19 protein-coding genes and 1 pseudogene are annotated in these 26,023 nt (G+C 62.8%); 12 read left to right on the top strand and 8 right to left on the bottom strand.

The annotated features are described in order from the left end of the window. Positions 1-232: 232 nt before the first annotated feature. The gene (locus IFT54_RS18455) at positions 233-391 is read right to left on the bottom strand and encodes a hypothetical protein (protein ID WP_192071700.1); all 159 of its coding nucleotides are present in this window, start codon (positions 389-391) and stop codon (positions 233-235) included. Between the two features lie 157 nt (positions 392-548). Between IFT54_RS18455 and IFT54_RS18450 the strand changes: the two genes are divergently transcribed. Next, entirely contained in the window at positions 549-938 is a 390-nt protein-coding gene (locus tag IFT54_RS18450; RefSeq protein WP_192071699.1) for a hypothetical protein, read from the top strand. Between the two features lie 211 nt (positions 939-1,149). Here the strand turns inward: IFT54_RS18450 and IFT54_RS18445 are convergent, their stop codons facing one another. Together IFT54_RS18445 and IFT54_RS18440 are read right to left on the bottom strand one after the other, a co-directional pair. Further along, the gene (locus IFT54_RS18445) at positions 1,150-2,349 is read right to left on the bottom strand and encodes a hypothetical protein (protein ID WP_192071698.1); all 1,200 of its coding nucleotides are present in this window, start codon (positions 2,347-2,349) and stop codon (positions 1,150-1,152) included. Beyond that, positions 2,346-3,389 carry a LacI family DNA-binding transcriptional regulator gene (locus IFT54_RS18440; protein ID WP_082451767.1) on the bottom strand — a complete coding sequence of 348 codons (1,044 nt, stop codon included), beginning with the start codon at positions 3,387-3,389 and terminating at the stop codon, positions 2,346-2,348. Before IFT54_RS18440 ends, IFT54_RS18445 begins: the two co-directional genes overlap by 4 nt. A 109-nt stretch (positions 3,390-3,498) precedes the next feature. Here IFT54_RS18440 and IFT54_RS18435 point away from each other — a divergent pair, with 109 nt between their 5' ends. The 3 genes from IFT54_RS18435 to IFT54_RS18425 all read left to right on the top strand — a co-directional run bounded on the left by IFT54_RS18435 (position 3,499) and on the right by IFT54_RS18425 (position 8,966). Next, complete coding sequence (locus tag IFT54_RS18435) at positions 3,499-5,124, top strand: sulfatase family protein (protein WP_197984749.1); 1,626 nt, start codon at positions 3,499-3,501, stop codon at positions 5,122-5,124. Positions 5,125-5,205: 81 nt separating this feature from the next. Beyond that, entirely contained in the window at positions 5,206-8,016 is a 2,811-nt protein-coding gene (locus IFT54_RS18430; protein WP_192071697.1) for a TonB-dependent receptor, read from the top strand. A 29-nt stretch (positions 8,017-8,045) separates the two neighbouring features. After that, positions 8,046-8,966 carry a formylglycine-generating enzyme family protein gene (locus IFT54_RS18425; RefSeq protein ID WP_236701869.1) on the top strand — a complete coding sequence of 307 codons (921 nt, stop codon included), beginning with the start codon at positions 8,046-8,048 and terminating at the stop codon, positions 8,964-8,966. Positions 8,967-9,188: 222 nt separating this feature from the next. Here IFT54_RS18425 and IFT54_RS18420 read toward each other — a convergent pair whose 3' ends face one another. After that, positions 9,189-10,901: a restriction endonuclease gene (locus IFT54_RS18420; RefSeq protein WP_192071696.1), complete on the bottom strand. Its 1,713-nt coding sequence runs from the start codon at positions 10,899-10,901 to the stop codon at positions 9,189-9,191. Between the two features lie 492 nt (positions 10,902-11,393). On the opposite strand from IFT54_RS18420, the gene IFT54_RS18415 reads away from it, so the two are divergent. Together IFT54_RS18415 and IFT54_RS18410 are read left to right on the top strand one after the other, a co-directional pair. Then, positions 11,394-12,029, top strand: coding sequence for a GAF domain-containing protein (locus IFT54_RS18415; protein ID WP_342354867.1), 636 nt, complete (start codon positions 11,394-11,396; stop codon positions 12,027-12,029). Next, positions 12,026-14,080, top strand: a complete 2,055-nt coding sequence (locus IFT54_RS18410; RefSeq protein WP_192071695.1) for a putative bifunctional diguanylate cyclase/phosphodiesterase — start codon at positions 12,026-12,028, stop codon at positions 14,078-14,080. Before IFT54_RS18415 ends, IFT54_RS18410 begins: the two co-directional genes overlap by 4 nt. Positions 14,081-14,530: 450 nt before the next feature. Here IFT54_RS18410 and IFT54_RS18405 read toward each other — a convergent pair whose 3' ends face one another. Then, positions 14,531-15,097 carry a hypothetical protein gene (locus tag IFT54_RS18405; RefSeq protein ID WP_192071694.1) on the bottom strand — a complete coding sequence of 189 codons (567 nt, stop codon included), beginning with the start codon at positions 15,095-15,097 and terminating at the stop codon, positions 14,531-14,533. Between the two features lie 387 nt (positions 15,098-15,484). On the opposite strand from IFT54_RS18405, the gene IFT54_RS18400 reads away from it, so the two are divergent. From IFT54_RS18400 to IFT54_RS18385, 4 genes and pseudogenes are all read left to right on the top strand, one after another. After that, positions 15,485-15,784 (top strand): hypothetical protein, encoded by a 300-nt coding sequence (locus IFT54_RS18400; protein WP_192071693.1) that lies wholly within the window; start codon positions 15,485-15,487, stop codon positions 15,782-15,784. Between the two features lie 55 nt (positions 15,785-15,839). Continuing rightward, entirely contained in the window at positions 15,840-17,102 is a 1,263-nt protein-coding gene (locus IFT54_RS18395; protein WP_192071692.1) for a TolC family protein, read from the top strand. After that, entirely contained in the window at positions 17,099-18,253 is a 1,155-nt protein-coding gene (locus IFT54_RS18390) for an efflux RND transporter periplasmic adaptor subunit (protein WP_192071691.1), read from the top strand. The genes IFT54_RS18395 and IFT54_RS18390 overlap by 4 nt, the downstream gene beginning before the upstream one ends. An 18-nt stretch (positions 18,254-18,271) precedes the next feature. Beyond that, positions 18,272-21,490 (top strand): annotated as a pseudogene (locus IFT54_RS18385) (efflux RND transporter permease subunit). 141 nt (positions 21,491-21,631) lie between these two features. Here IFT54_RS18385 and IFT54_RS18380 read toward each other — a convergent pair. From IFT54_RS18380 to IFT54_RS18370, 3 genes are read right to left on the bottom strand one after another with little or no spacing between them, the layout of a single operon-like run. Continuing rightward, positions 21,632-22,762: an acyltransferase family protein gene (locus tag IFT54_RS18380; protein WP_192071690.1), complete on the bottom strand. Its 1,131-nt coding sequence runs from the start codon at positions 22,760-22,762 to the stop codon at positions 21,632-21,634. Continuing rightward, positions 22,759-23,307, bottom strand: a complete 549-nt coding sequence (locus tag IFT54_RS18375; protein WP_192071689.1) for a sugar O-acetyltransferase — start codon at positions 23,305-23,307, stop codon at positions 22,759-22,761. Before IFT54_RS18375 ends, IFT54_RS18380 begins: the two co-directional genes overlap by 4 nt. A 5-nt stretch (positions 23,308-23,312) precedes the next feature. Beyond that, positions 23,313-23,996, bottom strand: coding sequence for a DUF1349 domain-containing protein (locus tag IFT54_RS18370; RefSeq protein WP_192071688.1), 684 nt, complete (start codon positions 23,994-23,996; stop codon positions 23,313-23,315). A 93-nt stretch (positions 23,997-24,089) separates the two neighbouring features. Between IFT54_RS18370 and IFT54_RS18365 the strand changes: the two genes are divergently transcribed. Then, positions 24,090-24,659, top strand: coding sequence for a TetR/AcrR family transcriptional regulator (locus IFT54_RS18365; protein ID WP_192071687.1), 570 nt, complete (start codon positions 24,090-24,092; stop codon positions 24,657-24,659). Positions 24,660-24,916: 257 nt separating this feature from the next. Then, complete coding sequence (locus tag IFT54_RS18360; protein WP_192071686.1) at positions 24,917-26,017, top strand: histidine kinase dimerization/phosphoacceptor domain -containing protein; 1,101 nt, start codon at positions 24,917-24,919, stop codon at positions 26,015-26,017. Positions 26,018-26,023: the final 6 nt, after the last annotated feature.

Here is a 26,023-nt window from a genome sequence, read left to right as displayed (position 1 = left end):
TGCCGTCGCGCTCGCGGCCACCGTCATCTTCTGGCTATGACCAATGAGTCCTGACCCTCAGCAGCGCGATCTTAAATTGCACCAGGGCGTCCTCGGGAGTGCGGCACACGAGAATGCCCAACATGCAAAGTCGGTTGCCCTCGGCCCGAACTTTAAGCAAACCACGGTGTCAAAAATGCAGATAAGCGTTTGATTTAACATAACACTTATTATCGGCCTTGCGTTTCTGTGTCTAGCCGCAGCTGGCTTGTGCTCGATCATCTGCGAGCGTTGCTGAGGCCAGCGGACGACCGAAATCCAGTCCACACGTCGCGACAGCTAATCCAGACAAATCGCCGACGGTCGCGCCGGGCAGATGCGGCAGGATGAACCCACCCCAGAACAGCAGCACGCAGGAAACGCCAGTGCTAAAACGGAACAAGGGCAATCCGCCGAGTGTCACTGCAATAAGGCTCGCCGGGCTGGCACAACCAAGCGAGCCGTCAGCTACCAATCCCCCAACACCGCGCTTTTGCTATGGCCACCGCCCCTTTGAGACATTAGAAAATATGCAAGATCAATGGGGGACTGATAATGAATTATACCTTCCGTTTCTGTTTGCTGGCGCGGTACTTGCAATGTCAGCACCTGTCGCCGCTGCGCAGGGTAATTACTCTGCTGCACTGAGGACGATCTCAACTAGAACGGCTACCGGTACCTGCCCCTCGGACATGATGCAGCCAAAACTTCTCAAGGCGTGCAAACAGCAGATATCTAAAATGGGTCCTCCGCTGACAAAAAAGGGACCGATCAAGAAACTGACTCTCCTGAAAGCGGATCTGGCGGGCGGCCGCGAGGAGACTTACGTGGTGACGTTTGAGAAAGGCACGCCGCAGACTTGGCTTATTGGTGGACTTAAGGACGGAAGGTTTTCAGGGCTTTACTCAGACGACGAATAGCGGGAACCTCGGAAATTCAGATCTACAAGAATAAGCAGAACGGCGGCTTCACGGCTAAATAGACCCACAAACAGACGCTTAGGAAGTCTTGTTCCCTCCTTGAAATCAGACGCCCGTTCAGGTTGACGCCGTGACGCTAAGCACTCGAGCAGACCGCCGCCTCGCTGTCCGCTATCGGTTCCAAGCTGTTACCATAGAAGGCCGATCTGCCTCAGGATTTGCGCGGGATCAAGAAACTGCCCGCCACCACTACCGCACCGGCAAGGATCCAGCATAGCGTTCTATATCCATGCTGGGGCACTATGGCCGTGCCAAGAGCGGCAACCGCAACCGCCGGTAACGTGTTTGCGAGATTCAGCAAACCTAGTCCTTTCCCGCTGGCCAACCCGACAGGTAGCCGGAGCATCGAATATCCCGAGTGAAGCGAGAGACTGATCGCTGCGGAGCTTGCGAACACGAGGTATCCTAATACTGCAGATACCAAGTCGCTTTGTATCGCCATGATTACCAACCCGCTCGCCATGACGGCGATCATTGCCAACAGCACCACGCGGTGGCAGCCGTACTGGTCGGACACTCGCCCCAGGAACAACGCGGCGGGCGGTGCGATGAGGGCGGCGATCAAAGTCAGTTGCGCGATCGCGGCTGGCAGGACTTGCCCAACAGTTTCAGCAAAATAATAGATGAGAAAGAAAAAGACTGCCTTGCTCGCAATTTGTAAGAGCAAGCGGACCAGCCATAACAGCATGAAACTTTGCGCTTCGGCGGGTTCCCCCACAGTCGTTGGCGATTGCTGAGGCCCCCTCTGCACCGGGTACCGTTGTTGAAGAGCGTAGGGTAAAACAAGTATCGTGATCATGGCCGCGATCCAGAGCAGTCCGCGCTCAACCGACATGCCAGGCAACGTAGTGACCACGCTGACCAGTGCACCGGCGGGCGCGCCGATGCACAGTACGCCCCCTAACAGTCCCTTGTCATGAACAGGCACCTCGTCCGCCGCGGTTGCGACCAGCGCCGACAACAAGAGGTTCAGCACGAGTTGAAAGCCGAAAAGCGCCAAGAGCAATTCCGTAGGCGTGCTGGCCAGTGCAAGCATGACATAGCTAAGTAGAACCCCAACCAGTCCCGCTAAGATCAACCATCGCCGCCCGCCGCCCCGCGCCACGACACGGTCGCCGACGAGCCCCCAACCTAAATTGGCAAACCCCGCAGTCACCCCGCCCAGAAGGACCGCCTTACTGAGCAATATCGGATCGGGATGCCCGCCGATCCCGATGATCTTGAGTGGCAGCAGGAACGAAAGAAATGGCTGATAGGCGATCGTCGCACCGGCCCATGCAAGACCGTGCCAGCCGAGATAGGCGCGACGATAGGGGCGAACGGCGTCACAGCCTTGCCATGCTTTGGTCACGGATTTGGCGCCGGACCGCTGGTCTCTCTCTCTATGATCTCATACGGGATTTGCTGGTGCAAGGGCACGTCACCGGCTCCCGCGGAGGGCCTAAGCGATCCTTCGACCAATAGCGCGATCGCGGCGCTACCCATTTCGTGAACCGGCTGGCGCACAGTGGACAAAGCCGGCCATACCGCGTTGGCGATTACATCGTCGTCGAACCCGAATACCGACAACTGGCTCGGCATTGCCAGCCCCAGCTTGTGCGCGGCCACCAGGATACCTGCCGCCATTTCGTCGTTGCTGGCAAATACGGCGGTTGGCACATCCTTGCCTGACAGCAATTCCTGCCCTGCCTCAAACCCCGAGCGAAATTTGTAATCGCCCTCGACCACCGTCGCACGTGCTTCAGGGAATTTGGCGACGGCATCTCGAAAACCGGCGAGGCGGCGGGTTGTCGTGGTGCGCCCCCCCGCGCCAGTCAGGAATGCCACGTGGCGGTGCCCCCATTTCAGCAGCCGCTCTGTGACCTCCCGTGCCGCGCTGCGATCGTCGATCGCGACCGAAGGATAGTTGGGGGAGATGTCACCCGGCGCGATGCTGCATGTCGGTAGCGCCAGTTCGGCCAGCGTCGCCAAGATAACGGGATCGTCACCCAGCGGCGGAGCCAGGATCATGGCATCAAGGTTGGACTGAATGACCAGTTGCCGTACCCATCTCGCGCGCTCGTCAGATGTTCCGACCGAGCATGCCTCAACGACAAGATGATATCCTTCCTGCCGAGCGCGTTCACTGGCACCCATGATCAGGCCGGACACGAACGTCGCAATCGGCGGAAAGTGGAGCAGGCCGATCAGGTACGAACGATCGCTGGCCGCGCTACGTGGCGCGGTGATCGGTCGGTATCCCAGTTCCGCCACCGCGCGTTCTACCCGCTCCCGGGTTGCCGCCGCCACTGGCTCGTGACGAATGACGCGCGATGCCGTCTTGATCGATACGCCCGCAGCCGCGGCAATGTCCGCAAGGGTTGACCGCTTTGGTCGACTGGACTGCGTCACGGTACCCCGCTTCCTCTACTTGCACCGACAATATTGTCGAATACGAATTGGCCTGTTAGGGATGCGGGGCAGACACGCATCGGTCAATGCTTGAGCGGGGGGACGGCGTATGAAAACCGGTACATGCACTTGGCGCACGGTGCGCAGCGCAAGTATTTTAGTGCTGGCGATGATCCACGTGCCGGCCCATGCTCGCCCATCAGGACCGGCGGTGGTACGCGCCGCGAAAGAAGCACCGGCGGCGCGCCATCCGAACATAATTTTTATCCTGACGGATGATCAGCGTTACGACGAACTCGGGTTCGTGAACCGCGAGATCCGCACCCCGGTGCTCGACCGAATGGCACGGGACGGCGTCCATCTGAAGAACGCCTTCGTCACGTCATCGCTATGTTCGCCCAGTCGGGCGACCATCCTGACCGGCGAGTACATGCACGACCACGGCATCGTCGACAACAATGCCGGCGACGAGAGCGGCCAGATCTACTTCCCGCAATATCTGCAGAAAGCGGGGTATCAAACCGCGTTCTTCGGCAAATGGCATATGGGCGCACTGAACGACGACCCGCGCCCCGGCTTCGATCGCTGGGTGAGTTTCGAAGGTCAGGGTGTCTATTGGCCAAGACTGGCTGATGGCAGCACCGCACAGTTGAACGTCGATGGGCGGCACGTACCGCAAAAGGGCTATATCACCGACGAATTGACTAATTACGCGCTCGACTGGCTTAAGCAGCGCGACGCAAAGAAACCGTTCTTCCTGTACCTTTCGCACAAGGCGCTGCATGCCGATTTCCAACCGGCGACGCGGCACAAAGAGTTGTACAGGAATACTCCGATCGCCTTGCCGGCAACGTATGACGAGACAAAGTCACCAGACAGCGACGGCAAGCCCCGTTGGGTGCATAACCAGCGCAACAGCTGGCATGGCGTCGAATTTCCCTATCATTCAACACTCGATCTCAAGGAATACAAACGCCGATATCATCAGACGCTGGCCGCTGTTGATGAATCCACCGGCCGATTGCTCGACCATCTCCGCAAGAACGGGCTGCTCGACAATACCGTCGTCATGTTCATGGGCGACAATGGGTTCATGTTCGGCGAACATGGGCTGATCGACAAGCGCAACGCGTATGAGGAATCGATGCGCGTTCCGCTGATCGCCTACGGCCCGGGTGTGATCCAGCGCGGCAAGACGGTGACGGACATGGTCGCCAATCTGGACATCGCGCCGACGATCCTCGATCTGGCCGGCGTCGCGCGCCCCGCGCAATTCTCCGGCGCGAGCTTCGTACCGCAGCTTGAAGGGCAAGCCCCTGCCCGCCCGTGGCGAAGTTCGCTGCTTTACGAATATTACTGGGAATATAACTATCCGCAGACCCCCACCACCTTCGCGCTGCGCGGGGACCGGTACAAGCTGATCCAGTATCACGGCGTCTGGGACACCGAGGAGCTTTACGACATTCAGGCCGATCCGCAGGAAACCCGGAACCTGATCGCGTCAAAGGATCTGCAGCCAGTCGTAACGGCGATGCGCCGCGACTTGTTCGGGCAACTGAATGCACGCGGCGGCGGTCATCACGTGAACTTTACCGAACGCCTTGGCGAAGGATCTACCTTCCGCCGTCGCGATGGATCCACCGCAGCCCAGTTTCCCCAGCGCTGGCTGCGCAACGGTAAAGAAGCCGATCTAACCGACGCAACCAAGACAGAAGGCGGCCGGCGAACGCAATGACAATATTGTCATAGCGGTTCGACCACGGTATGGGCCTCCCCAGCATACGGCGAACAGCCGGTGGATAAGGGGGATGTCATCATGAGTGGTTCGACACTGAAACGCCGTTTGCGGGCTGCAATGGGGACAGGCGCGGCGGTATCGGCGCTGATCGCCGGTCCGGCGTTCGCACAGGAGGCAACAGTCGCCGCGCAGCAGCAGCCGGCCGCCGAAGCCGAAATCGTCGTCACCGGTATCCGGGCCAGCCTGGCCAGCGCCATCAACGAAAAGCGCGCGTCGGACACGATCGTCGACGTCATCAATGCGCAGGACGTCGGCAAGCTTCCCGACCAGAACCTGGCCGAAGTGCTGGAGAATGTCAGCGGCGTGCAGATCGACCGTTCGCAGGGTGTCGGCAGCAACGTGTCGATCCGCGGGTCGAACCAGAACCTCGTTTTGATCAACGGGCGCGCGACAACCCCGTCGGGCGATGCGCGCGGCGGCATCAGCTTCGACGACCTGCCCGCCGAACTGATCGCCTCGGTCAGCGTGACCAAGGTCGCGACCGCCGATCAGATCGAAGGGTCGGTCGGCGGCATCGTCGACCTGCGCACCTATCGCGGGCTTGGCTTGCGCAAGCCGATCGCCTCGATCCGCGCGGACATGGAATATGCGGAGAATGCCGACGCGTTCAATCCGCGCGTGTCCGCTGTGTTTGGGCGTACGTTCGAAACCGGCATCGGTGACATCGGGGTCGTCGTCTCAGGGGCATATGGCGAACAGTCGGTTCGCGAGGATGTGCTCAACGTACGCTATGCCGCGCGCACCGGCGTCGACCTCGACGGGGATGGCACCGCCGACCCCTATCTGCGGCCCAATTATGCACAGCAATTCTTCTCGACCCGGGATCGCCGCAACGCATCGGCCAGCGGCTCAGTCGAATGGCAGGCGGCCAGCAACTTGAAGCTGTTCCTCGACGGTACCTATGTCGACCAGCGAATCGTCGGCAACGAGGCCGGCGTGTTCATCCAGCAGACCGCCGATGTCGCCGAGCTGGCATTCCCCGGCGACCGCGTGATCGAAAGCCGCGACGCGAGCGGCTTCAGCTATGACCAGCTGGTCAGCGGCAAGATCGGCGGCACCCAGTTTCGGCCACAGAACAACAGCCCGTTGCGCGACACCCGGTCCTATCTTGCCGCCGGCGGCGCCGAATGGGAATTCGGCGCCCTGACGATCAGGGCCGAGGCAAGCGGCGCCGGATCCGACACGACCGACGCCAATTTCCAGCTGGTCAGCCAGTACAACAATCCGGCGAGCGCCAATTTCGGCAACGCCAACGGCCGGATCAGCCCGCCCTTCCTGTTCGATATCACCGGCAAAGCCCTGTTCTTCGCTCCGGATACGTCGAGCCCGTTGTTCGCGAACATCGGCAACCCCGCCTATTACCAGACGTTCATCGGTCGCGACAACGCCAGCTATTTTCGCAACGTCGAGAATGCCCAGCGTCTGGACCTGGAATGGAAGGCCGATCTCGGCCCGATCCGATCGATCCAGGCCGGCGCGCGGTTCAACCAGACCGATTCCCGCCGCCGTCGCACGACCCAGGCGTCGCGCCAGTTCCCCGGCATCACCGCCGCCAGCCGGCCGGACTTGTATGCGACAGCCCCGACCGACTTCTTCGACTTTACCGGCGACCAGTATCTGGGTGGCTTCGTCGTGCCGTCGGGCCTGCTGACCCGGAACCCCGGCGACGTCCGCCAGGCGCTGGGGCTGGCGGCCGTGCCGCCCGAGGATCTGAGCGCGCGTTTCCGCGTGAAGGAAGAGAGCTACGCGGGCTATCTGCGCGTGAATCTCGACACGCAGATCGGCTCCATCGGCCTGCGCGGCAACGCCGGCGTGCGCGTCGTACGCACCAGCCAGACGGCATCGGGCGTCACGCTGGCGAACGGCGTCGCAGGCGACCTCGATGTTCGGCAGAATTATACCTACTGGCTCCCCAACGCGATCCTGACCGCCGAGCCGGTTCAGTCGGTGCTGGTGCGGGCGTCCTATGGCCGCTCGCTGCGGCGGCCGGACTTCGGCCAGTTGTCGCCGACCGTGCAGTTCCCGCTGCTCGACGTCTATGTCAGCGCCGGCAACCCCAATCTGCGACCGCAGACGGTCGATCAATATGACGCCGCGGTCGAGTGGTACTTCGATCGGAACAGCCTGTTGTCGGTCGGCGGCTTCTACAAGAAGTACCAGAACCTGGTGACGACGGTCGCGGTCGCACCCACGCTGATCAATCCGGCGCGCGGGCCGTTCGATCCGAACAACTGCGCAACGGGGATTTTCAACCCGGTGTCGATCGACCAATCCGGTGCGGTCGGCGAATGCGTCGGCATCAACCAGCCGGTAAATGCGGGCGGCGCGACGCTCAAGGGGCTGGAGGTCAATTTCCAGCACAGCTTCACCTATCTGCCCGAAGGACTCGACGGCCTGGGAATCATCGCCAACTACACCTATCAGGACGGCAAGCGCGAGACGACGTTCACCGTGCCGGGGTTCGCGACAGGCGGGGTCGCCCAGCAGTTCGAACTGCCGCTGCGCGACCTTTCGAAAAACAATTACAACCTGACGCTGTTCTACGAGAAATACGGCATCAATGCGCGCGTCCGCTACACCTTTCGCGACCCGTTCCTGCGCGTCGAGGCGGTCGATCTGACCAACAACCTGCCCCTGTACCAGGACGAACGCAGCCAGTTGAACGCAACTGTATCGGTCGACATCAACCCGCAATTCGCAATCACCTTCTCGGGCGTCAACCTCACCAATCAGCCCAATCGCGAGCGGGCGATATTCATCGATGGGCCGATCGGGCAGGAACGGATTGCCGATCGCCGCTACGCAATCGGCGTGCGTGGCAAGTTCTGACGCGCGAGCAACCTTGAAGGCGAAACGCGATGACCGACATTGCCGACCCGGATCCGATGATGACCGTGCCGTCGGGCGTGTTCTGGATGGGCGCGGAGGATCACTACCCGGAAGAAGGTCCGGTGCGCCCGGTGGAAGTCGACGCGTTCCGCATCGACCGGCATCCGGTGACCAACCGACAATTCGCGCGGTTCGTTGCCGCCACCGGCTATGTAACGGTTGCCGAGCGTCCGCTCGATCCGGCGGACTATCCCGGCGTCGGCGCAGATCGGCTCGTGCCCGGGGCGCTGGTATTCCGTGCTCCCCGCGGTGGGGCATCCGCTCGGAACGTAGGTGACTGGTGGGTCTATGTACCGGATGCACAGTGGCGCCGGCCCGAGGCAGCGACCACGGTATTTGCCGGCCGCCTTGATCATCCCGTCACCTGCGTCACCCATGAGGATGCGGCCGCGTATGCCGCCTGGGCTGGCAAACGGCTGCCGACCGAGGCGGAATGGGAATGCGCGGCACGCGGCGGTATCGAGAAAGCCACGTACGCCTGGGGCAATGAGATGATGCCAGGCGGCAAGCGCATGGCCAATATCTGGATGGGCGAGTTCCCGCACGGCGATCGCCGTCCCAAGGGACATCGCACCACCCGCGTCGGCAGCTTCCCGTGCAACGGCTATGGTCTGGTCGACATGATCGGCAACGTCTGGGAATGGACCAGCGACTGGTATCGAACGGATTGCCACACGCGTCCCGCCTCCTCGTGCTGCCTGGCGCCGGACGATAGCTACGACCCCGAACAGCCGCACATCCGTATTCCAAGACGCGTTCTGAAAGGCGGCTCGTTCCTGTGCGCGCCGAATTACTGTGCGCGATATCGGCCGGCAGCGCGGCAGGCGCAAATGGTCGACACCGCATCGGTCCATATCGGGTTCAGGTGCGCGGTCGATGCTGACTCCTAGGAACGCATGACGCACGTCTGTTGAAAAACTTCATCTTCCGAAAGGACCCAAAAGACGACACTCAAGCCGCATTCTTCGTCTCCCAGCTACTGCCGTTCGTTCATCGGCTGAAGCAGGACCCACGTTGCTTCACAGCTGGTTTGTGAAGGACCGCCGTTGAGGTGTTCAAGCATGGTGCTGGTGTGATCGGTCGTCCTTCGCCGCGCCCATCGGCCGGCTACCTCATTGAAACCGCGCGGCGCGTGCGCCGGCAACGTCGATGCTGGCCTCATAGCCGTGCTTCTCAAGCAGGTGCAGCAGGTTAGCGCCGTTAAGCAGTGCCAGCGGCTTGTCGCTGGCAAAGCGGTAGGCGTCGGGGCCATAATCGGAGGTGGTGACCAAGATGCCGCGCGACGCGCCCTCGTTCATCACCGTGCCGTAGAGGTCGCGGACCGCGGCGACGCCAACCGTGCGGGTGTAGCGCTTGGCCTGGATGACGATCTTGCCGCCGCTGATCGGGTCGGGGTCGAAGGCGATGGCGTCGACGCCGCCGTCGCTGGAGGACTGGGTGACCTTCACCTCGCCGCCGCGGCTCAGAAACTCCTTCTCGAACAGCTCGCGGACGAGGTGCTCGAAGTCATCCCACGATATGGAGGCGAGATTGGTCCCCTGGTTGAGGGTGGAGCCGACCTCGCGGGCTTCGATGAACCGGCGGTCCTCGCGGTCCATCTCAATGACAGGTGGGACGGGCGCGAGCGCGGAGAGGCTGGCGGCAGAGACCCCCTTGAGCGCCTTGAAGCACGCCTTGGGATCGACGCGAGCGAGGTCGATGCGGCAGAAGTCGTCGCGCTTGGCGAGGACCGACAGGATGCATGATCGCCGCTGGAGCCCGGTGGCCGGATCCGCAAACTCGACCATGCCGTTGAAAAGAACCGCATCGACATTGCCGTCGACGTCGGCCTCGAACAGCTCGTGGATGGTTCTGAGGCATATCTGGTGACAGGCGCTGTCGAAGTTGGCCTTGCGGTCGCGCTCGGCGATCTTCGTCTCGACCAGCTCGCCGGTGGCCTTTACGAATTTAACCGACTTCGTCTGCGGCAGCCGGTCTGGGGCGGGAAGGTTGTAGGCCAGCAGCAGCAGGCGGTCGTCCGGCCGATATTGAACCTCGTAGGACTTCTCGAATAGGATACCGTAGTCCGAGTTCTCCAACACCAGCGATGCGTGTTCGATGACAGCATCGGGATCGCGGTCGGCGACCGCATCGCGCAGCGCGTCGACCTTGGAGTGGCAAGCGGCCTGCGCGGACAGGTGCTCGGCCTTGGCGCCGTGGTGCTCGGCCCAGAAAGCGGCCTCCCGCGCTTCCCAGTTCGTCATCGCGACCGCGTGCAGCGCCTCGCGCTCCGTTTCCGACCGCCGCCACTCCTCGCCGGCGCGGGCGTTGCGCGCCTTGGCCTGCTCCTCGAGATGGCGGCGCTTGCCGAGCAACCGATCAAGCAGGCCGATGTGCAACGCCTCGTAGGCGGGTTCCGGGCGGGGTACTGTGGTAGGCTGCGGTTCCGGGAAGCGGGACGGCATCGGGTATTCGCTGCGGTCCTTCAGCGTCTCCCAGTCAATGGCGTCATCGATGGTCAGCGTGTGAGCGAGGATGCGGCTTATGCGTTCCTGGTCGCGGATGGCATCGGCGGTCATGTCGTCGGCCGCGCCCTTGCTGGTCTGGAAAAGCCTTTTCGTCTCGAACGCGACCAGCTTTTCATCCCAGTCGGCTAACAGGGCGTCAACTTTGCTCTGAAGAATGAACAGCTCCGGCGCACCAAGCTCGCGGTGCAGGTTCATCGTCTTGTGCCGAATGTCGATATAGTAGCGCAGGATCCGGTCGCCGCGCGCGCTAAACTTGGCGCTGAGATTGCCGATTTCGAGCTTATCTAGGTTCGGCGAATGCAATGTGATGTCGGTCATTTCGGCAGTTCCCCTCGGCGTCTCCGCGCTGTCCTTGAGAGTCGAGCACGACGCGCGGTCGGCGGCAAGTCGGCTCGCAATTAATGAGCGGAAAGGCCGTTCATTTCGGTCGGCCCCGACGCTACGCTGCCCCTAAGCTACCTCGGTGCTTGCCGTGCTGCTTACCGTGAGTCAGCCTCACAGCAGACTGACGATGTGTTGCCTGATGATCGATCGGCCAGCCGTATCTGCAGTTGGTCGAGCAGGTGGTGGTCGGCAGCACGCCACCGGCCCATCACCTTTCCCGAGAGCATCGACGAGGCGGTCTGGCCTTTTGGCAGCTACTCACCTAGCCCCCTCCCGCAGTGAGACCCAGAACCGGACGTTCGCGCCCCTTCCCTCGCTTCCTAACTTCGGACGCTGGTTCATCTTTGCGAATGACCAATTTTTGAAGCCCGGCTATCGGCTCGCGAATGTCGTGATGAAGAAGAAAGCCGTCATTCCACTCCCTTGGTGATACTGGCGGTAAGCGAGCGTTTATTCAGCACTCTTTGCGGGGTACCAACTCATTCGAAACGGTTCTTTAATCGTTCGACGGTGATGGTGATCGCCGCCGCGCGCGATGAAGAGAGACGAATGCTGAAGAGCCTATTTAGAGAGCGAATGCGCTCTCACGCCGTTCGCGGCTTAAGCATTCTGGGTTCCGCTCCCGAACCCATATTTGATCGTTTCGTCGCTGCTGCAGCCAACGCATTCGATGCGCCGATCGCGCTCCTGTCCCTGATCCATGACGATCAACAGTGGTTTAAGGCAGGGCACGGCCTCGTCATTGATTGCATTCCGCGCGACAGTGGGTTTTGCAGCTTTGCGCTCGATCGGCCCGAAATACTTGAGACCGCCGACCCTCAAGCCGACCCGCGGTTCGCTAACCTGCCAGTTGTCGCCGGTGAACCTTACATCCGCTACTATATCGGAGCGCCTCTTCGCCGAGTAAGCGGAATTGATGTAGGGGCGTTATGTATCCTCGACACCAAGCGTCGATCGCCCGCATCGGCAGACCAGAAAGCCTATCTGATCGGACTGGCCCGGCAGGCGTCGACGGCGCTTGAGGCGCGATTGGACTTGCTCACGCGGGGTGCTGCAGCATGATGCGGGTAGCGCTCTGCATAACGCAGGAGCATGATCTGCGCCTGGTCGGACTGGCCTTGCTGATCTGCCTGATCGGCTCCGCCGCTACCGTTCAGCTCTTCCATCGCGTGAGGGCGGCCGCGGGCTACAGCCGCTTCGGGTGGGTCGTGCTCACTGCGGTCAGCGCAGGGACCATGGTATGGGCAACGCATTTCGTCGCTATGATGGCCTTTCGAGCGACTGCGCCAGTGGTTCTGGATCCCATCCTCACCCTGTTTTCGCTTCTCGCAGTGACCTTCCTCGCGGTGCCCGGCTTGGCTCTCGCTGTGCAACGTCGTTCCTGGAGCGGCGCGGCTGGTGGAGGCATCATCGGTACTGGCATCGCCGTGATGCACTATGTCGGCATGGCGGCGTACCGTGTGGACGGTATCGTTACATGGGACTGGCGCTATGTCCTTGCGTCAGTCGTGCTCTCGTGTGGACTAAGCGCTAGCGCATTTCATACTCTAAAGGGTCACAGCCGACTGCGTAACTCCAAGGCGATAGGGCTGCTCGCGCTCGCGGTTGCAGCTCTGCATTTTACTGGCATGGCCGCCATGCAGGTCACCGTGTTGCAATTTGGTGAAGGACTGTCGGATCTGACGATGGTCGCGCTCGCCATTACCACAGCGGTAGCGACTTGTATAATCGTCGGCTGCGCAGCGATCAGCGCCCTGATCGACGGTCACACCCAGACCGAATCCTATACCCGGCTGCGCCGGATGGCGATGCACGATGGTCTGACCGATCTGCCGAACCGCATCAGTTTTATCGAGGAGCTTGAGCAGCGTTTTCTGATCAAGGGCGGTTATTCCTGCATGGCCGTGGTCATGATGGACCTATCGCGCTTCAAGGTCGTGAATGATACCTACGGCCATCAGGCGGGCGACCAGTTGCTTGTTGCGCTTGCCGCGCGCCTCACCGCGTTCCTGCAGCCGGGCGAATGTGTCGCACGCCTTGGCGGCGATGAGTTTGCGGCGGTCATTTCATACCAAGGTGCAGGCGACCTGCATGACTTTCTGGGTCGGTTACGCGCTGCATGCGACGCACCCTTCGTTTTCGACCGGTTTACTGCAGCGATTTTAGCCAACATCGGCGTCGCGCTCGCCGCGCATGACGGGTTCGACGCCGACGTGCTTCTCGCCAAGGCGGACCTTGCCATGTACCGCGCCAAATCCGCGCATTCCGGCGAACCCTGCTTCTACGATAGTCAGATGGATGACGCGATCCGAGAGCGTCGCGAATTGATCGCTGACCTCAGGATTGCGCTCGATACAGAGGCATTCGAGCTTCACTATCAGGTCCAGGCGGCGCTCCCTTCGGGGGAAATCTCGGGTTACGAGGCATTGGTCCGGTGGAGGCACCCGACCAGGGGGATGGTTCCGCCATCAGAGTTTATCCCGCTGGCGGAAAAGAGTGGGGACATCGTCCCGCTCAGCATCTGGATTTTACGCCAGGCATGCTTTGAGGCCGCCCTGTGGCCCAACAGGCATCCCGTCGCCGTCAATCTTTCGCCGATACACCTTGCCGATCCGCGACTTGTGGACACGGTCCGGTCGGCACTGGAGGACAGCGGCCTGCCGCCCGAGCGGCTGTCGCTTGAGCTGACCGAAAGCGCCATCATCCACGACCGCCGGTTCGCGCTGAGCCAACTCAACGCTCTCAAGGCCATGGGCATCGCCATTGCCCTAGACGACTTTGGCGTAGGGTATTCATCCCTTGACGTTCTTCGGTCTTTCCCCTTCGACCGCATCAAGCTGGACGCGTCTTTCGTGGCTGAGATCGAACGTGACGATCAAGCAGTAGCAATCCTACGCTCGGTTGCGGGGCTAGGCCTGACGTTGAACATCCCGGTACTGGCCGAGGGTGTCGAACAGCTCGCACAGCTGTCGATTGTCGCAAGGGAAGGATGCTCGGCAATCCAGGGCTACCTAATAGGTAAACCCTCGCGTACTTTAGCCGAGCCTGATCGCGTCCGTCGTACGATGTTGCTGAAGCCCTGTGTCGTCGACGACGGAGCTGCATTCGCGTGAGTTTGGCCTTGCGGTCGGCAATGGCTGAGCGTGGAAGATCAGCCCGAATGTGAGACCATTTCTGCGACGCCCCAGTTTGTAACTCCAGCGTCTATGATTGAGTAGCCCTGCCCCACAGCAGGAGGCCGTAAGACCCAGATCCGGACATTCGCGCACCCTTTCCCGCTTCCTAACTTCAGACATTCGTTCACCCCCGCGCTGACTGCGCTTGCCCAGAATAGTCCGTTGTGGATGTTGTGAAGGGGAAGGAAAGCGGACCTTCCGCTTTGGGGCGCCACACCGCAGGAAACCGCCTACTGAACGGGTATCTTAGATGCATTAGTCTTTTGCATCGCCGCAGCCCCCGGTTTCCTGCCGTGCTTAGGCTGAAGCGAAATCCGTGAATTTTGCATCACAAACACAAACTCGGCCGCTTCTCGAAGCGATCATCGGAGAAGCGGCCTATCGAGATCACTCAGCGGGTACTGATCGCTTGAAGTAGTGAAATGGCACCCAGCTAGACACGTATATCCATCCTGCCTTTTTCATCTCCGCCGTTATCGACGCTGTGCCAATTTTACGTCGATATTCCCACAGGTGGGTAGTTGGCCGAAATACCAGTGTGAGAGCGCCAGTACGGACCAGTTCATTCCCCTTCCCGCCTTCCTCGCGCAGGATGCTCATCTCGTTGAACGCGGTAGCCCCAAGACGGACAATTTCCTCACCTTCTCCGCTCGCCAGTTCGTCCCCCATTTCGGCAGACTTGAACCGCTGCTGTGCCGCCTGTTTGGAGATGCCAAGGGCGTTTCCGATATCTGTCCAGCTCAACCCGGTTCGCCGTGCTGCGTCGATCCAGCGATGAAGGCTGATCCTTCCCTCATCTGCAACCAGGTGCGCTACCGTAATAGCTTCCGCAAACCCCTCTGCGGTTTCACCGGTAAAAGGAGGCTGACGGCCCGCTGCCCAGTCCAATACGATAGCGGCGGTTTGCTCCCTAACGGCCTGCTGCTCACTGATTTGCACGATCTTCTCCGACAATTATTTGTTGACGATGGGTCAATCGTTCATTGACCAACTGGAGTCAACATATCGTTGACGATCATATCAGAGGGACGATGCACAACTTTTGATTTTTCCATCAAGAATGACCGGGATGGAAAAGATCACCCTGAACGAATGGCTGCTTTCGGGCTGGCGAGCCGACGAGCTAAACGGCCGAGAATGGGCGACGGCACCCTGCCCTACAGCTTCCGGCCAGACCCATAGTCGGACGCTGAGAGGCTCCTCTCTGCTCCCCAACTCCGGTCACTCGTTCATTCTCAAACCCGGAGTGATTGTGTCGAGCCCCCGTACCCAGTTACAGCAACGCCGTTATCTGCTACCCGCGGATCGATGCGTAGGCTCTTGCCCCTCCTTGCCTGTCTAATGCTTGTCCTGACCGCATGGATCGGGGTGGCGCATGCGGCTGAGGTTGGCGGCTGCATCGAGACGAGCCAGTATGAAGCCGCGTCGCACGTCTATGGCGACGGCGATCAGGTCGCTGGCGACGCCGACAAAGGGTATCCGCATCATCATGGCAGCTGCCACGCGCATCACATGAGCGCGCCGGATGCCGACACGCTGGCCGGCATGGCTGGCCCGGCCGGTTCCACGCTGGCGTCCGTTTCCGACGCCGCACTCGTCGGCCGCGATGCCGACGCCGCCTTGAGACCACCCCAGGCCTGACGCGTCGATCGGGTGCGCCGTGCGCGCCCGCGTCCCCGTCGTCAGGAGCATCCAAATGCATCGCATCATCGCGGCCGTCATGGCCGCAGGGGCCTGCGCATCGTCGCTGCAGGCCCAGACCAGTCCGCCCGCCTCCGCGGAACGGGTCCTCACGCTCGCGGCGGCGCTCGCCCGCGCAGGCGCCTCCTCGCCTTTCGAGGATGCAGCGTCCGCCGGCGTCCGCGCCGCCGAGGCACAGCGTCGCGTCGCCGCGCTCCGTCCGAACCCGTCGGTCATCGCCGAGACCGAGAACGTCGCCGGAACCGGCATCTATCAGGGGTTGCGCTCGTCCGAGACGACCGTCGGCCTCGCGCTGCCGCTCGAACGCGGGGGCAAGCGCAGCGCCAGGATCGGGGTCGCCGATGCGCTGATCGGCCGCGCCGGTCTACAGGCCGATATCGCGCGCGCCGACCTGAGGCTGCGCGTCACGCAGGCATATGTCGTCGCCATCGCCACGCAGCGCCGCCTCGGAATCGCCCGCGATCAGCGCGGCATCGCCGCAGAGGTCCTGCGCGTCGCCAGCGTGCGGGTGCAGGCCGGTCGGGCGTCGCCGCTCGAGGAACAGCGCGCCGAGGTCGCGCGCGTCGCCGCCGATGGCGCGGTCGAGCGCGCGGAGCGTTCCGCCGCAATTGCCGTGGCGAACCTCGCCCGGCTTCTTCGCATGGGTGTCGGACCGCTCGACGAGGCCTGGTTCCAGCGCGTCGATCCGATCCGCCCGTCGCCTGCTCCCGACGCCGCGCGCACGCTGACCGCCGCCGCGGCGCGCGCCGATCTGGATGCCGCGACGGCCCAGGTCCGCCTCGCACGGAGCCAGCGCGTGCCGGACCTCACGTTTAGCGCCAGCGCACGCAGGCTCGAGCAGACCAACGACGTCGCGGCGGTCTTCGGCGTCTCGATCCCGCTCACCCTCTTCAACCGCGGCCGTGCCGCCGTCGCCGTGGCGGATGCCCAGCGCGACCAGTCGGCGGCGCTGCGCCGCATAGCCCTGCTCGACACCGAACAGGGCATCGCCGAAGCGCAGGTCGATGCAGCGAACGCCGCCACGACCGCGCGCAACGCGGCCGGCCCTGCCCTCGCCGCTGCGCAGGAGGCCGCGCGGATCGCGCGCATCGGCTACCGCGAAGGCAAGTTCGGCCAGCTCGATCTGCTCGACGCCGAACGAACGCTTGTCGAAACCCGAACCGCAGCGATCGATGCGCTGGCCGCCTATCACGACGCTCAGGCCCGTCTCGAGCGGCTCACTGCCGCCGCGCCCCTGCCCAAGGACACCGACCGATGACCATCGCCATCATGCGGGCGATCGCGCCCTTCGCCATCGCTCTGGCCGTCGCCGGCTGCGAACGCTCGCCCGAGCAGGACAGCAATGCCAGCGCCGGAGCGGGTGCCGAAAACGACAGGCGCACGGGCGATCCCGCGGTCGCCACTCTGTCGGTTCAGCAGATCGCCGATGCCGGCATCGAGGTGACCAGCCCGACGGTGGGTGGCGTGGCCGGCGCCATCGAACTTCCAGCGACGATCGAGGGCGATCCGCAGGGTGTGCAGGTCGTCGCCGCGACGATCGGCGGCAGGCTGGTCTCGCTCACGCGCAATCTCGGCCAGTCGATCGGGCGCGGCCAGACGCTGGCGATCATCGAGAGCCGCGAGGCGGCATCGCTCAACGCCGAGGTCGAGGCCGCGGTGGCGCGGTCGGCGCTCGCCCGGTCGAACCTGCGGCGCGAACAGCGCCTGTTCGCCGAGCGCGTATCGCCCGAACAGGATCTCGTCGCGGCCCGCACCGCCGCGACGGAGGCCGGTATCGCGCTGCGTCTCGCGCGGCAGCAGCTGTCCGCCACCGGCGGCGGCGGCGGTGCGCTCAACCGCATCGCGGTACGCTCGCCCATCGCCGGTCAGGTGATTGCCCGGTCCGCCACGCTCGGCCAGCAGATCGCGGCCGATTCCGAGCTGTTCCGCGTCGCCAACCTCGCCAAGGTATCGGTGACGATGTCGCTCGTCCCCGCCGATGCCGGACGCGTGAAGCCTGGCGCGCGCGTCGAGGTGACATCCGCCGGCCGTCGTCAGGACGGACGCGTCACCCTCGTCTCGCCGATCCTCGACGAGACCACACGGCTGGTCCCCGTGATCGCGACGATCGACAATGCCGCCGGGACGTGGCGCGTCGGCGAGAATGTCGGCGTCTCGGTCCTGCTTCCGGCCAGCGGCGACCGCAGCGTCGCGGTGCCCTCCGCCGCGGTGCAGATGATCGGCGACAAGCCGCACATCTTCGTCCGCACCGCCTCGGGGTTCAAGGCGACGCCGGTGACGCTCGGCCGCACCAATGGCGGCGCCGTCACCGTGACTGCGGGCCTGACGGGCGAGGAACGCATCGCCTCCACCAATGCGTTCACGCTTAAGGCCGAACTCGGCAAAAGCGCCGCGAAGGACGAGGACTAGGCCATGCCCACCTCGTCATTGCTCGCCCGCATCGTGACCTTCGCCGTCGAGAAGCGCTGGCTCGTCCTCCTCCTGACGCTCGCCGCGGCGCTTGCCGGGGTCTTCGCGATCCAGCGGCTGCCGATCGACGCCGTCCCCGACATCACCAACAACCAGGTGCAGATCAACGTGCGTGCCCCTGCACTCTCGCCCGACCAGATCGAGAAGCAGGTCGCCTTCACGGTCGAGACCGCGCTCGCGGGCATCCCCGGGCTCGAATACAGCCGCTCGCTCAGCCGCAACGGGTTTGCGCAGGTGACCGCCGTCTTCGACGAGAAGACCGACATCTATTTCGCACGGTCGCAGGTGGCGGAACGGCTGCGGACCGCCAAGGCCGACCTGCCCGACGGCGTGACACCCGAGATGGGGCCGATCGCCACCGGGCTCGGCGACATCTTCATGTGGACCGTCGAGTACCGCGAACTCGACCAGGTCAATCACCGCAACGGCGAGCCCGGCCTGCAGAAGGACGGCAGCTACATCACGCCCGAGGGCGACCATCTCGTCAGCGAACCCGACAAGGCGACCTATCTGCGCACCGTGCAGGACTGGATCGTCACGCCGCAGCTGAAGAGCAGCGCGGGTCTCGCCGGCGTCGACAGCCTCGGCGGCTATACCAAACAGTATCTCGTCGTCCCGGACATGCAGCGGATGGCAGCGATGAAGATCACGCTGCAGGACCTTGCCACCGCGCTCGAGCGCAACAACACGAGCGCCGGGGCCGGCATCGTCGACCGCAACGGCGAAGGCCTCGCCGTCCGCGCCGACGGTCGCGTCCGCAACGCCGATGAACTCGCCCGCACCGTCGTCGCGACGCGCGAAAGCGTGCCGATTCTTCTCAGCCAGATCGCCACCGTCCGTACCGGCCAGGCACTGCGCATGGGATCGGCATCCGAAAACGGCCACGAGGTCGTCGTCGGCACCGCGGTCATGCGGATCGGCGAGAACAGCCGCACCGTCTCGACCGGCGTCAGCAAGCGGCTGGACGAGATCGGCCGCGTGCTGCCCGTCGATGTCGTGGTGAAGCCGGTGCTCGACCGCACCGAGCTGGTCAATTCGACGATCGCGACCGTCGGGCGCAACCTCGCCGAAGGAGCCGTGCTGGTCATCATCGTGCTCTTCGTGCTGCTCGGCAATTTCCGCGCCGCGCTGATCGCCGCGCTGGTGATCCCGGTCACGATGCTGCTCACCAGCATCGGCATGCTGCAGGCCGGGGTGTCGGCGAACCTGATGAGTCTGGGCGCGCTCGACTTCGGGCTGATCGTCGACGGCGCCGTCATCATCGTCGAGAACGCGCTTCGTCGCCTTGGCGAGGCGCAGCACGGCCGGGATGAACCGCTGTCGCTGCGCAACCGCCTGGATCTGATCGCAGCATCAGCGCGCGAGATGATCCGACCGTCGGTCTATGGCCAAGCCATTATCATCCTCGTCTACGCCCCTCTGCTGACCTTCACCGGCGTTGAGGGCAAGATGTTCGAACCGATGGCGCTGACCGTCATTATTGCGCTCGTCTTCGCCTTCATCCTGTCGATGACGTTCGTCCCCGCGGCGATCGCGATAGGACTGAGCAGGCCGGTCGACGAGCAGGAGAGCCGCATTATCGGCTGGCTGCGTCGCCGCTACGAACCCGGGCTGGGCAAGGCGATGCGCCGCCCAAGCTTGACGCTCGGGATCGCGGTCGGCGCGCTCGCGATTGCCGGGGTCGCCTTCACCACGCTCGGCTAGGAGTTCCTGCCGCAACTCGACGAGGGCAACATCCTCGTCCAGGCGGTCCGCATTCCCGGCACCTCGGTCGACCAGAGCCAGGCGATGCAGTTCCAGGTCGAGAAGATGCTCGCGCGCCAGCCCGAAGTCCGTTTCGCCTTTTCGCGCACCGGCACGTCCGAGATCGCAAGCGATCCGATGCCGCCCAACGCCACCGACACGTTCGTCATCCTCAAGCCGAGGGCGCGGTGGCCCGACCCTGCCCTCGCCAAGGCAGAGCTGGTCGAACGGATCGAAAAGCGTCTCTCGACGCTGCCCGGGAATGCGTACGAGATCACGCAACCGATCCAGATGCGCTTCAACGAACTGATCGCCGGCGTGCGCGGCGACATCGCGGTCAAGGTGTTCGGCGACGACTTTGGTGGCATGAATGCCGCGGCTGAGCGCATCGCCGGGATCCTGCGCGTGACGCGTGGCGCAGTCGACGTTCGCGTCGAGCAGACGAAGGGCTTGCCGATGCTCGACATCCGGCCGAACCGCATGGCGATGTCGCGGATCGGCGTCACCGCCGGGGACGTGCAGGATACGGTGGCGGCGGCGATCGGCGGGCGTGAGGCTGGCCTGATCTTCGAGGGCGACCGTCGCTTCTCCGTTGTGATCCGCCTGTCCGAAGCGTCGCGCTCCGACCTGACGCAAGTCGCGCAGGTGCCGGTGCCGACGTCGGGCGGCGGGTTCGTCCCGCTGTCGACGGTTGCCGACATCGCGGTCGTCGATGGGCCCAACCAGATCAGCCGCGAGAACGGCAAGCGACGCGTGGTCGTCCAGGCGAACGTCCGCGACCGCGACGTCGCCAGCGTCGTAGCCGACGCCCGTGCGGCCATCGACGCTGAGGTCAGGATGCCGCCCGGTATCTATGTCGAATGGGGCGGGCAGTTCGAGAACCTCGCCTCCGCACGCGATCGGCTGCTCCTTGTCGTGCCCGTCTGCTTCGCGGTCATCATGCTGCTGCTGTACGGCGCGCTCGGGTCGGTGCGCGACGCGGTGATCGTCTTCACCGGCGTACCGCTCGCGCTGATTGGCGGGGTGCTCGCGCTCGTGGTGCGCGGCATGCCGTTCTCGGTCTCGGCCGCGGTCGGCTTGATCGCGCTGTCGGGGATCGCCGTGCTCAACGGTCTGGTCATGGTGTCGTCGATCCACGACCTGATGGCGCGCGGCATCGACAGGGTCCGCGCCGCGCACGACGGCGCGCTCGCCCGCCTCCGCCCTGTCGCCATGACGGCGCTCGTCGCCAGCCTCGGCTTCGTGCCGATGGCGCTCGGCCACGGGGCCGGGGCTGAAGTGCAGAAGCCGCTCGCGACCGTCGTCATCGGCGGGCTTATCTCGGCGACGCTGCTGACGCTCTTCGTCCTACCAACGCTCTACGCACGGTTCGGCGAATGGCGGGAGTTGGCGGATATGACATCCAGGGACGAACTTGATCGGGGGAATGCTTGATGAGCAAAAATCGCGACGACCCATTTCCGGACTTTCAGAGCCCCCCGGTTCGTTCCCAACTCCGGCCATTCATTCAGGTGGGATACCATGGATATCCGCATCAGGTCATTCGCCGGAACCGCTCTGGCCAACGATGACATGTCAGTAGCGGCCCCTTTGCTCGACCCGTCGCCGCTGCAAGGCCAGACGAAGCGGCAGGTCCCACCAGCGGTAAGCGGCAAAGGCGAAGGCTATCGTGAAACCATAGAGGGCCGCCGCAACCGCCACCGTGGCCCATGTCGTCGTGCCACCGGCAGCGATCCAATTCATGTACAGGTACACAAAGGGATAATGCGTGATGTACAGCGGGTAGGATAGCTGCCCTGCCGCACGGCATAGGCGGCTCACCATCCGACCGCCGCCCGAATGCCGCCCCAACACGATGATCGCTGGAAACAACAGAAGGACGCAGAATGCCTGATACAGGCCGTTCAACTTGAGGCCACCGTAGCTGGGCAGCACGGGGGCGGCGAAGACGACGCAGAGGATCAGGCTGAGCGGCACGAAGCCGATGCGCCATCGCGGCAGCCGGTCATGCAGGCGGAAGATCAGCAGACCGGTGATGAACGGATAGGCAAGCCGCACAGGCGCGCCCCAGAAATTGGCAAGCCCCCAACCGGTGTCGTAAGACCCCAGCGACAGCGCCATCGCCGCGGACACCAGTCCAGCGATAAGCGCTGTTATCGCCAGCGCTTGCGTTCCGAGCCGCCGGAGCACCAGCGCATAGGCCAGATTGCCGATATATTCCTGTAACAGCGTCCAGGCGGGGGCATTCAGCGGATGGCTGTCCCCCAAGCGGTTGGCCAGCGGCGCGGATGGCAAAGCGAACAACGCCATGACGAACGCGAACACGATGAGTATTCCCGGCGCATTCTGCCGATTGCCCGCGAACGGGTCCGCCACATAGCTGAGCAGCCCCAGCACCGCGCCCAGCACGACGAGGGGGTGCAGCCGGATCAGCCGGCGGATTAGGAACTGGCGTTTCGACATCGTTCCCCAACGATCGTCATAGGCATAGCCGACGACGAAGCCCGACAGCGCGAAGAAGAAATCGACAGCCAGATACGCATGCGGCAGTAGCAGTTGTGGCGCGTTGAATAGCACCGTTATGCCCTGGATATGGAACGCCACCACCAGCAGCGCTGCGGTGCCGCGCAGCCCGTCGAGAACCTCGAAATGAGCCTTGCCGTCCCGGATCGGCACCACGGCATCCAGTGGACCCTGCGCAATCATCGTCGTGCCGCTCGTGCGGGGTTACCCACCACCGTCTCTCCGACTGCGACATCACGGGTGACCACGCTGCCGGCGCCGACAATCGCATCGTCACCAATCGTCACGCCGGGCAAGATCAATGCGCCACCGCCGATCCAAACGTTCGCGCCGATCCAGATTCGCCGTCCGAACTCCAGCAGCCGCGCTCGCAGAGCGGGGTCGCGGGGATGGTCGGCGGTCAGGATCTGCACGCCCGGCCCGATCTGCGTACCGGCACCGATATCGACGCGCACGACGTCGAGCACGACGCAGCCGAAGTTGAGGAACGCTCCTGCGCCGAGATGGATGTTATAACCGTAGTCGCAGTAAAATGGCGCTCGGACGGTTACCCTTTCTCCGACGTCCCCCATTGCCTCGCGTAGCAACCGATCGCGAGCGGCCGCTGAGGCGTCAGCCATGCCGTTGTACCGAGCCATCCACGCCGCAGTGCGCGCCGCGTCGGCGGCCAGTTCGGGATCGTCGGCGGTGTAAAGCTCGCCCGCCAGCATCCTAGTCTTCTCGCTCATCACATTCAGCTCAGATCATGCAGGTCTTTGGCGAGCGGCGGGGTAATCCGCAGATCGGAAAACCGTACGCCCAGCCCCTCGCGCTCGGGCGTGCAGGCCATGGGGCCGACGCGATATGAAGACATCACGGGAAACGGTGCCAATCGAACAAGAGGCCACGTTATGCCATCCGCCGACACCTGCAACCGCAACACACCGTTGGCGACCGTGGCACGCATCCAGAAATCGCGTGGATCGTGTGCGTAAGGGCTGGTCGCCCAGTCCGAGCGATCATCGGTCAGGACGCTGCTCAACATCGCGCGGCCATCGGACAGTTCGATTCCGGCCTTGATCCAGCGACGCTCGTCGACCCGGATCATGATACCTGCCTGATCATAAAGCTGTCGATACTCCCCCCGAATGCGCAGCTGCGCCGTGAACGCGGCAGGAGTGGCGAAACCAAGGAAATGACCGGAATCCAGTGTGAAGCCATAATGCGTCTCGCGCCAGAAATCGGTGGCCCGATCGGTGACCAGTGTCACTTCTCCCCTCGCATCCACGTTCCAGCGACGGGGCGCATTCAACCAGACACCATCGCTTCGCCCCAACACGGTATGTGCCACGGTCCCGCTGCCGCGTGCGATCGACGGCACCGCGAGCGCCGTTGCACCACCAATGATCGTGCGCCGCGATACTATTGCTTCCTGCATGCCCCCCGTCCTCCCTATATGCTACGACAGCGGAGCGACGCCCGCTGACGAACAATTTGTACAAATGTACATGCGCTTTGCAAAGGGGGTGCCGTGAGCGGCGGGACGAAGCGGAAAGATCCTGAACGCCGACAGCGGATCGTCGAAGCGACGCTGGATGTCGTCGCCGAATACGGCGTGACCGGCACCACGCATCGCCGCATCGCGGCGGCTGCAGCCGTGCCGCTCGGGTCCGTCACCTATTATTTCGCGACACTGGACGACCTTATCGCAGCGGCATTTCTGCAACTGGCCGAGCAATCGTCGGAGGAATTTGCGAAGCGGATGGCAATGGCAGGCGATCGGGACAGCGCCAAGGCGGCCATCGTCGCCATCATCGCGGGATCGATATGGGCGACACCGCGCACCTTGCTGCTCAGCTACGAACTCTATGCCTTTGCCGCACGCCATCCGCCCGTCGCCGCGGTGATGCAGCGATGGATGAGCAATAGTCGCGTGGCGCTCGAGCGCTTCTTTGATCCGTTGACGGCAAGGGCGCTGGACGCGCTGGTCGAGGGCATCGGCATCCACAATTCAATCGACACCGAGCCGCTTGAGGAAGATGCCATTCGGACGATTGTGGATCGCATTACCGGCATAAATAACAACTTTAGACAAAACTGACGGTTTGGACAAAGCGACCCACAAGCGGACACTCATGAGCCGTTTTCGCTTTCCCTACTTCTGCCATTCGTTCAGCTTCCAGCCTGCAAGACGGGGCGCCGATTCTCGATCTCAAGAGGCTTTGTACGCGCAAGCCATGCCGCCCAATAGCCATGCCTTAGTGAGACGAACTCGATCTCTCAGCGGAACGGAAGCCGATCAAAACGATTTAGTCCCGGCACGGAGTTCGGCTGGTCGGCACGCTCCACGGAGGCGTGATGAAGCAGCGGGACGATTGGCATCTGACGGAAGCGCTCGATTACGAGCACGGGCGAGCGGACCCTTTTGCCGCGGCTGTTCGGGCTACCCGAATGCCTATGGTCATCACGGACCCCGCGCAGACCGATAACCCGATCGTCTTCTGCAACGAAGCCTTTCAAACGCTGTCGGGCTATGATCGAAGTGAAATCATCGGCCGTAACTGCCGCTTCCTGCAAGGTCCCGACACCGACCGGGAGCAGGTGGCTAAAGTGCGTCGGGCAATCGACGCCCAGACCGACATTGCCGTGGACCTCCTAAACTATCGAAAAGATGGATCTGCGTTCTGGAACGCGTTGTATCTGAGCCCTGTACGCAATGACGCCGGTAAGGTTGTATTCTTCTTCGCCTCCCAGCTTGATGTTACTGACCGCGTCAAAGCGCAGACTATCATTTCAAAGCAGAAGTTATTGGTCGAACAGGAAGTCGAGGCGCGGACGTCAGACCTCGAGGCCGCGTTAGATGCGAAAACTCTGCTGCTTCACGAAGTCGACCATCGCGTAAAGAACAATCTTACGATGATCGGTTCACTTCTGCGTTTGCAGGCGCGTAGCATATCAGACCCGGCCGTTTCATCAAAACTTGAAACTATGCTTGAACGGGTTGATGCGCTGGCGACAGTGCATCGCCGCCTTTATCAGTCGGACGACGTCACCCGCTTCGACGTCGGGGCGTTTACCGAAAATCTAATCAGCGACGTCGTTGGTGCCAGCCGACGCGACGACATCAAGCTGGTTTCTAATATTTCGCAAATAGAGGTGCCGTCTAGTAAGGCGGCATCGCTTGGGTTGATCCTCAACGAGATAACGACCAACGCCATCAAGCATGCATTTGCCAACGGGCGAGCCGGTACGATTTCCGTCCGCACCGCCCTAGAAGGCAATAATGCCCTGATCGAAATCACCGATGATGGCCATGGGCTAGCCAGCAATGACGTTCAGCCGGACGGCATTGGCAAGATGCTTATCTCCCGCCTCGCCAAGCAAGTCAGGGCCGACGTCATGTGGTCCGACGCCGCCCCCGGGGTTCATGTATCTCTCTCATTCCCGGTGGACGGTTAATGAGTG

It is taken from the genome of Sphingomonas sp. CFBP 13714 (genome assembly GCF_014842205.1).
GTDB lineage: Bacteria > Pseudomonadota > Alphaproteobacteria > Sphingomonadales > Sphingomonadaceae > Sphingomonas > Sphingomonas aerolata.
This window is presented reverse-complemented; position numbering and strand designations above follow the sequence as displayed.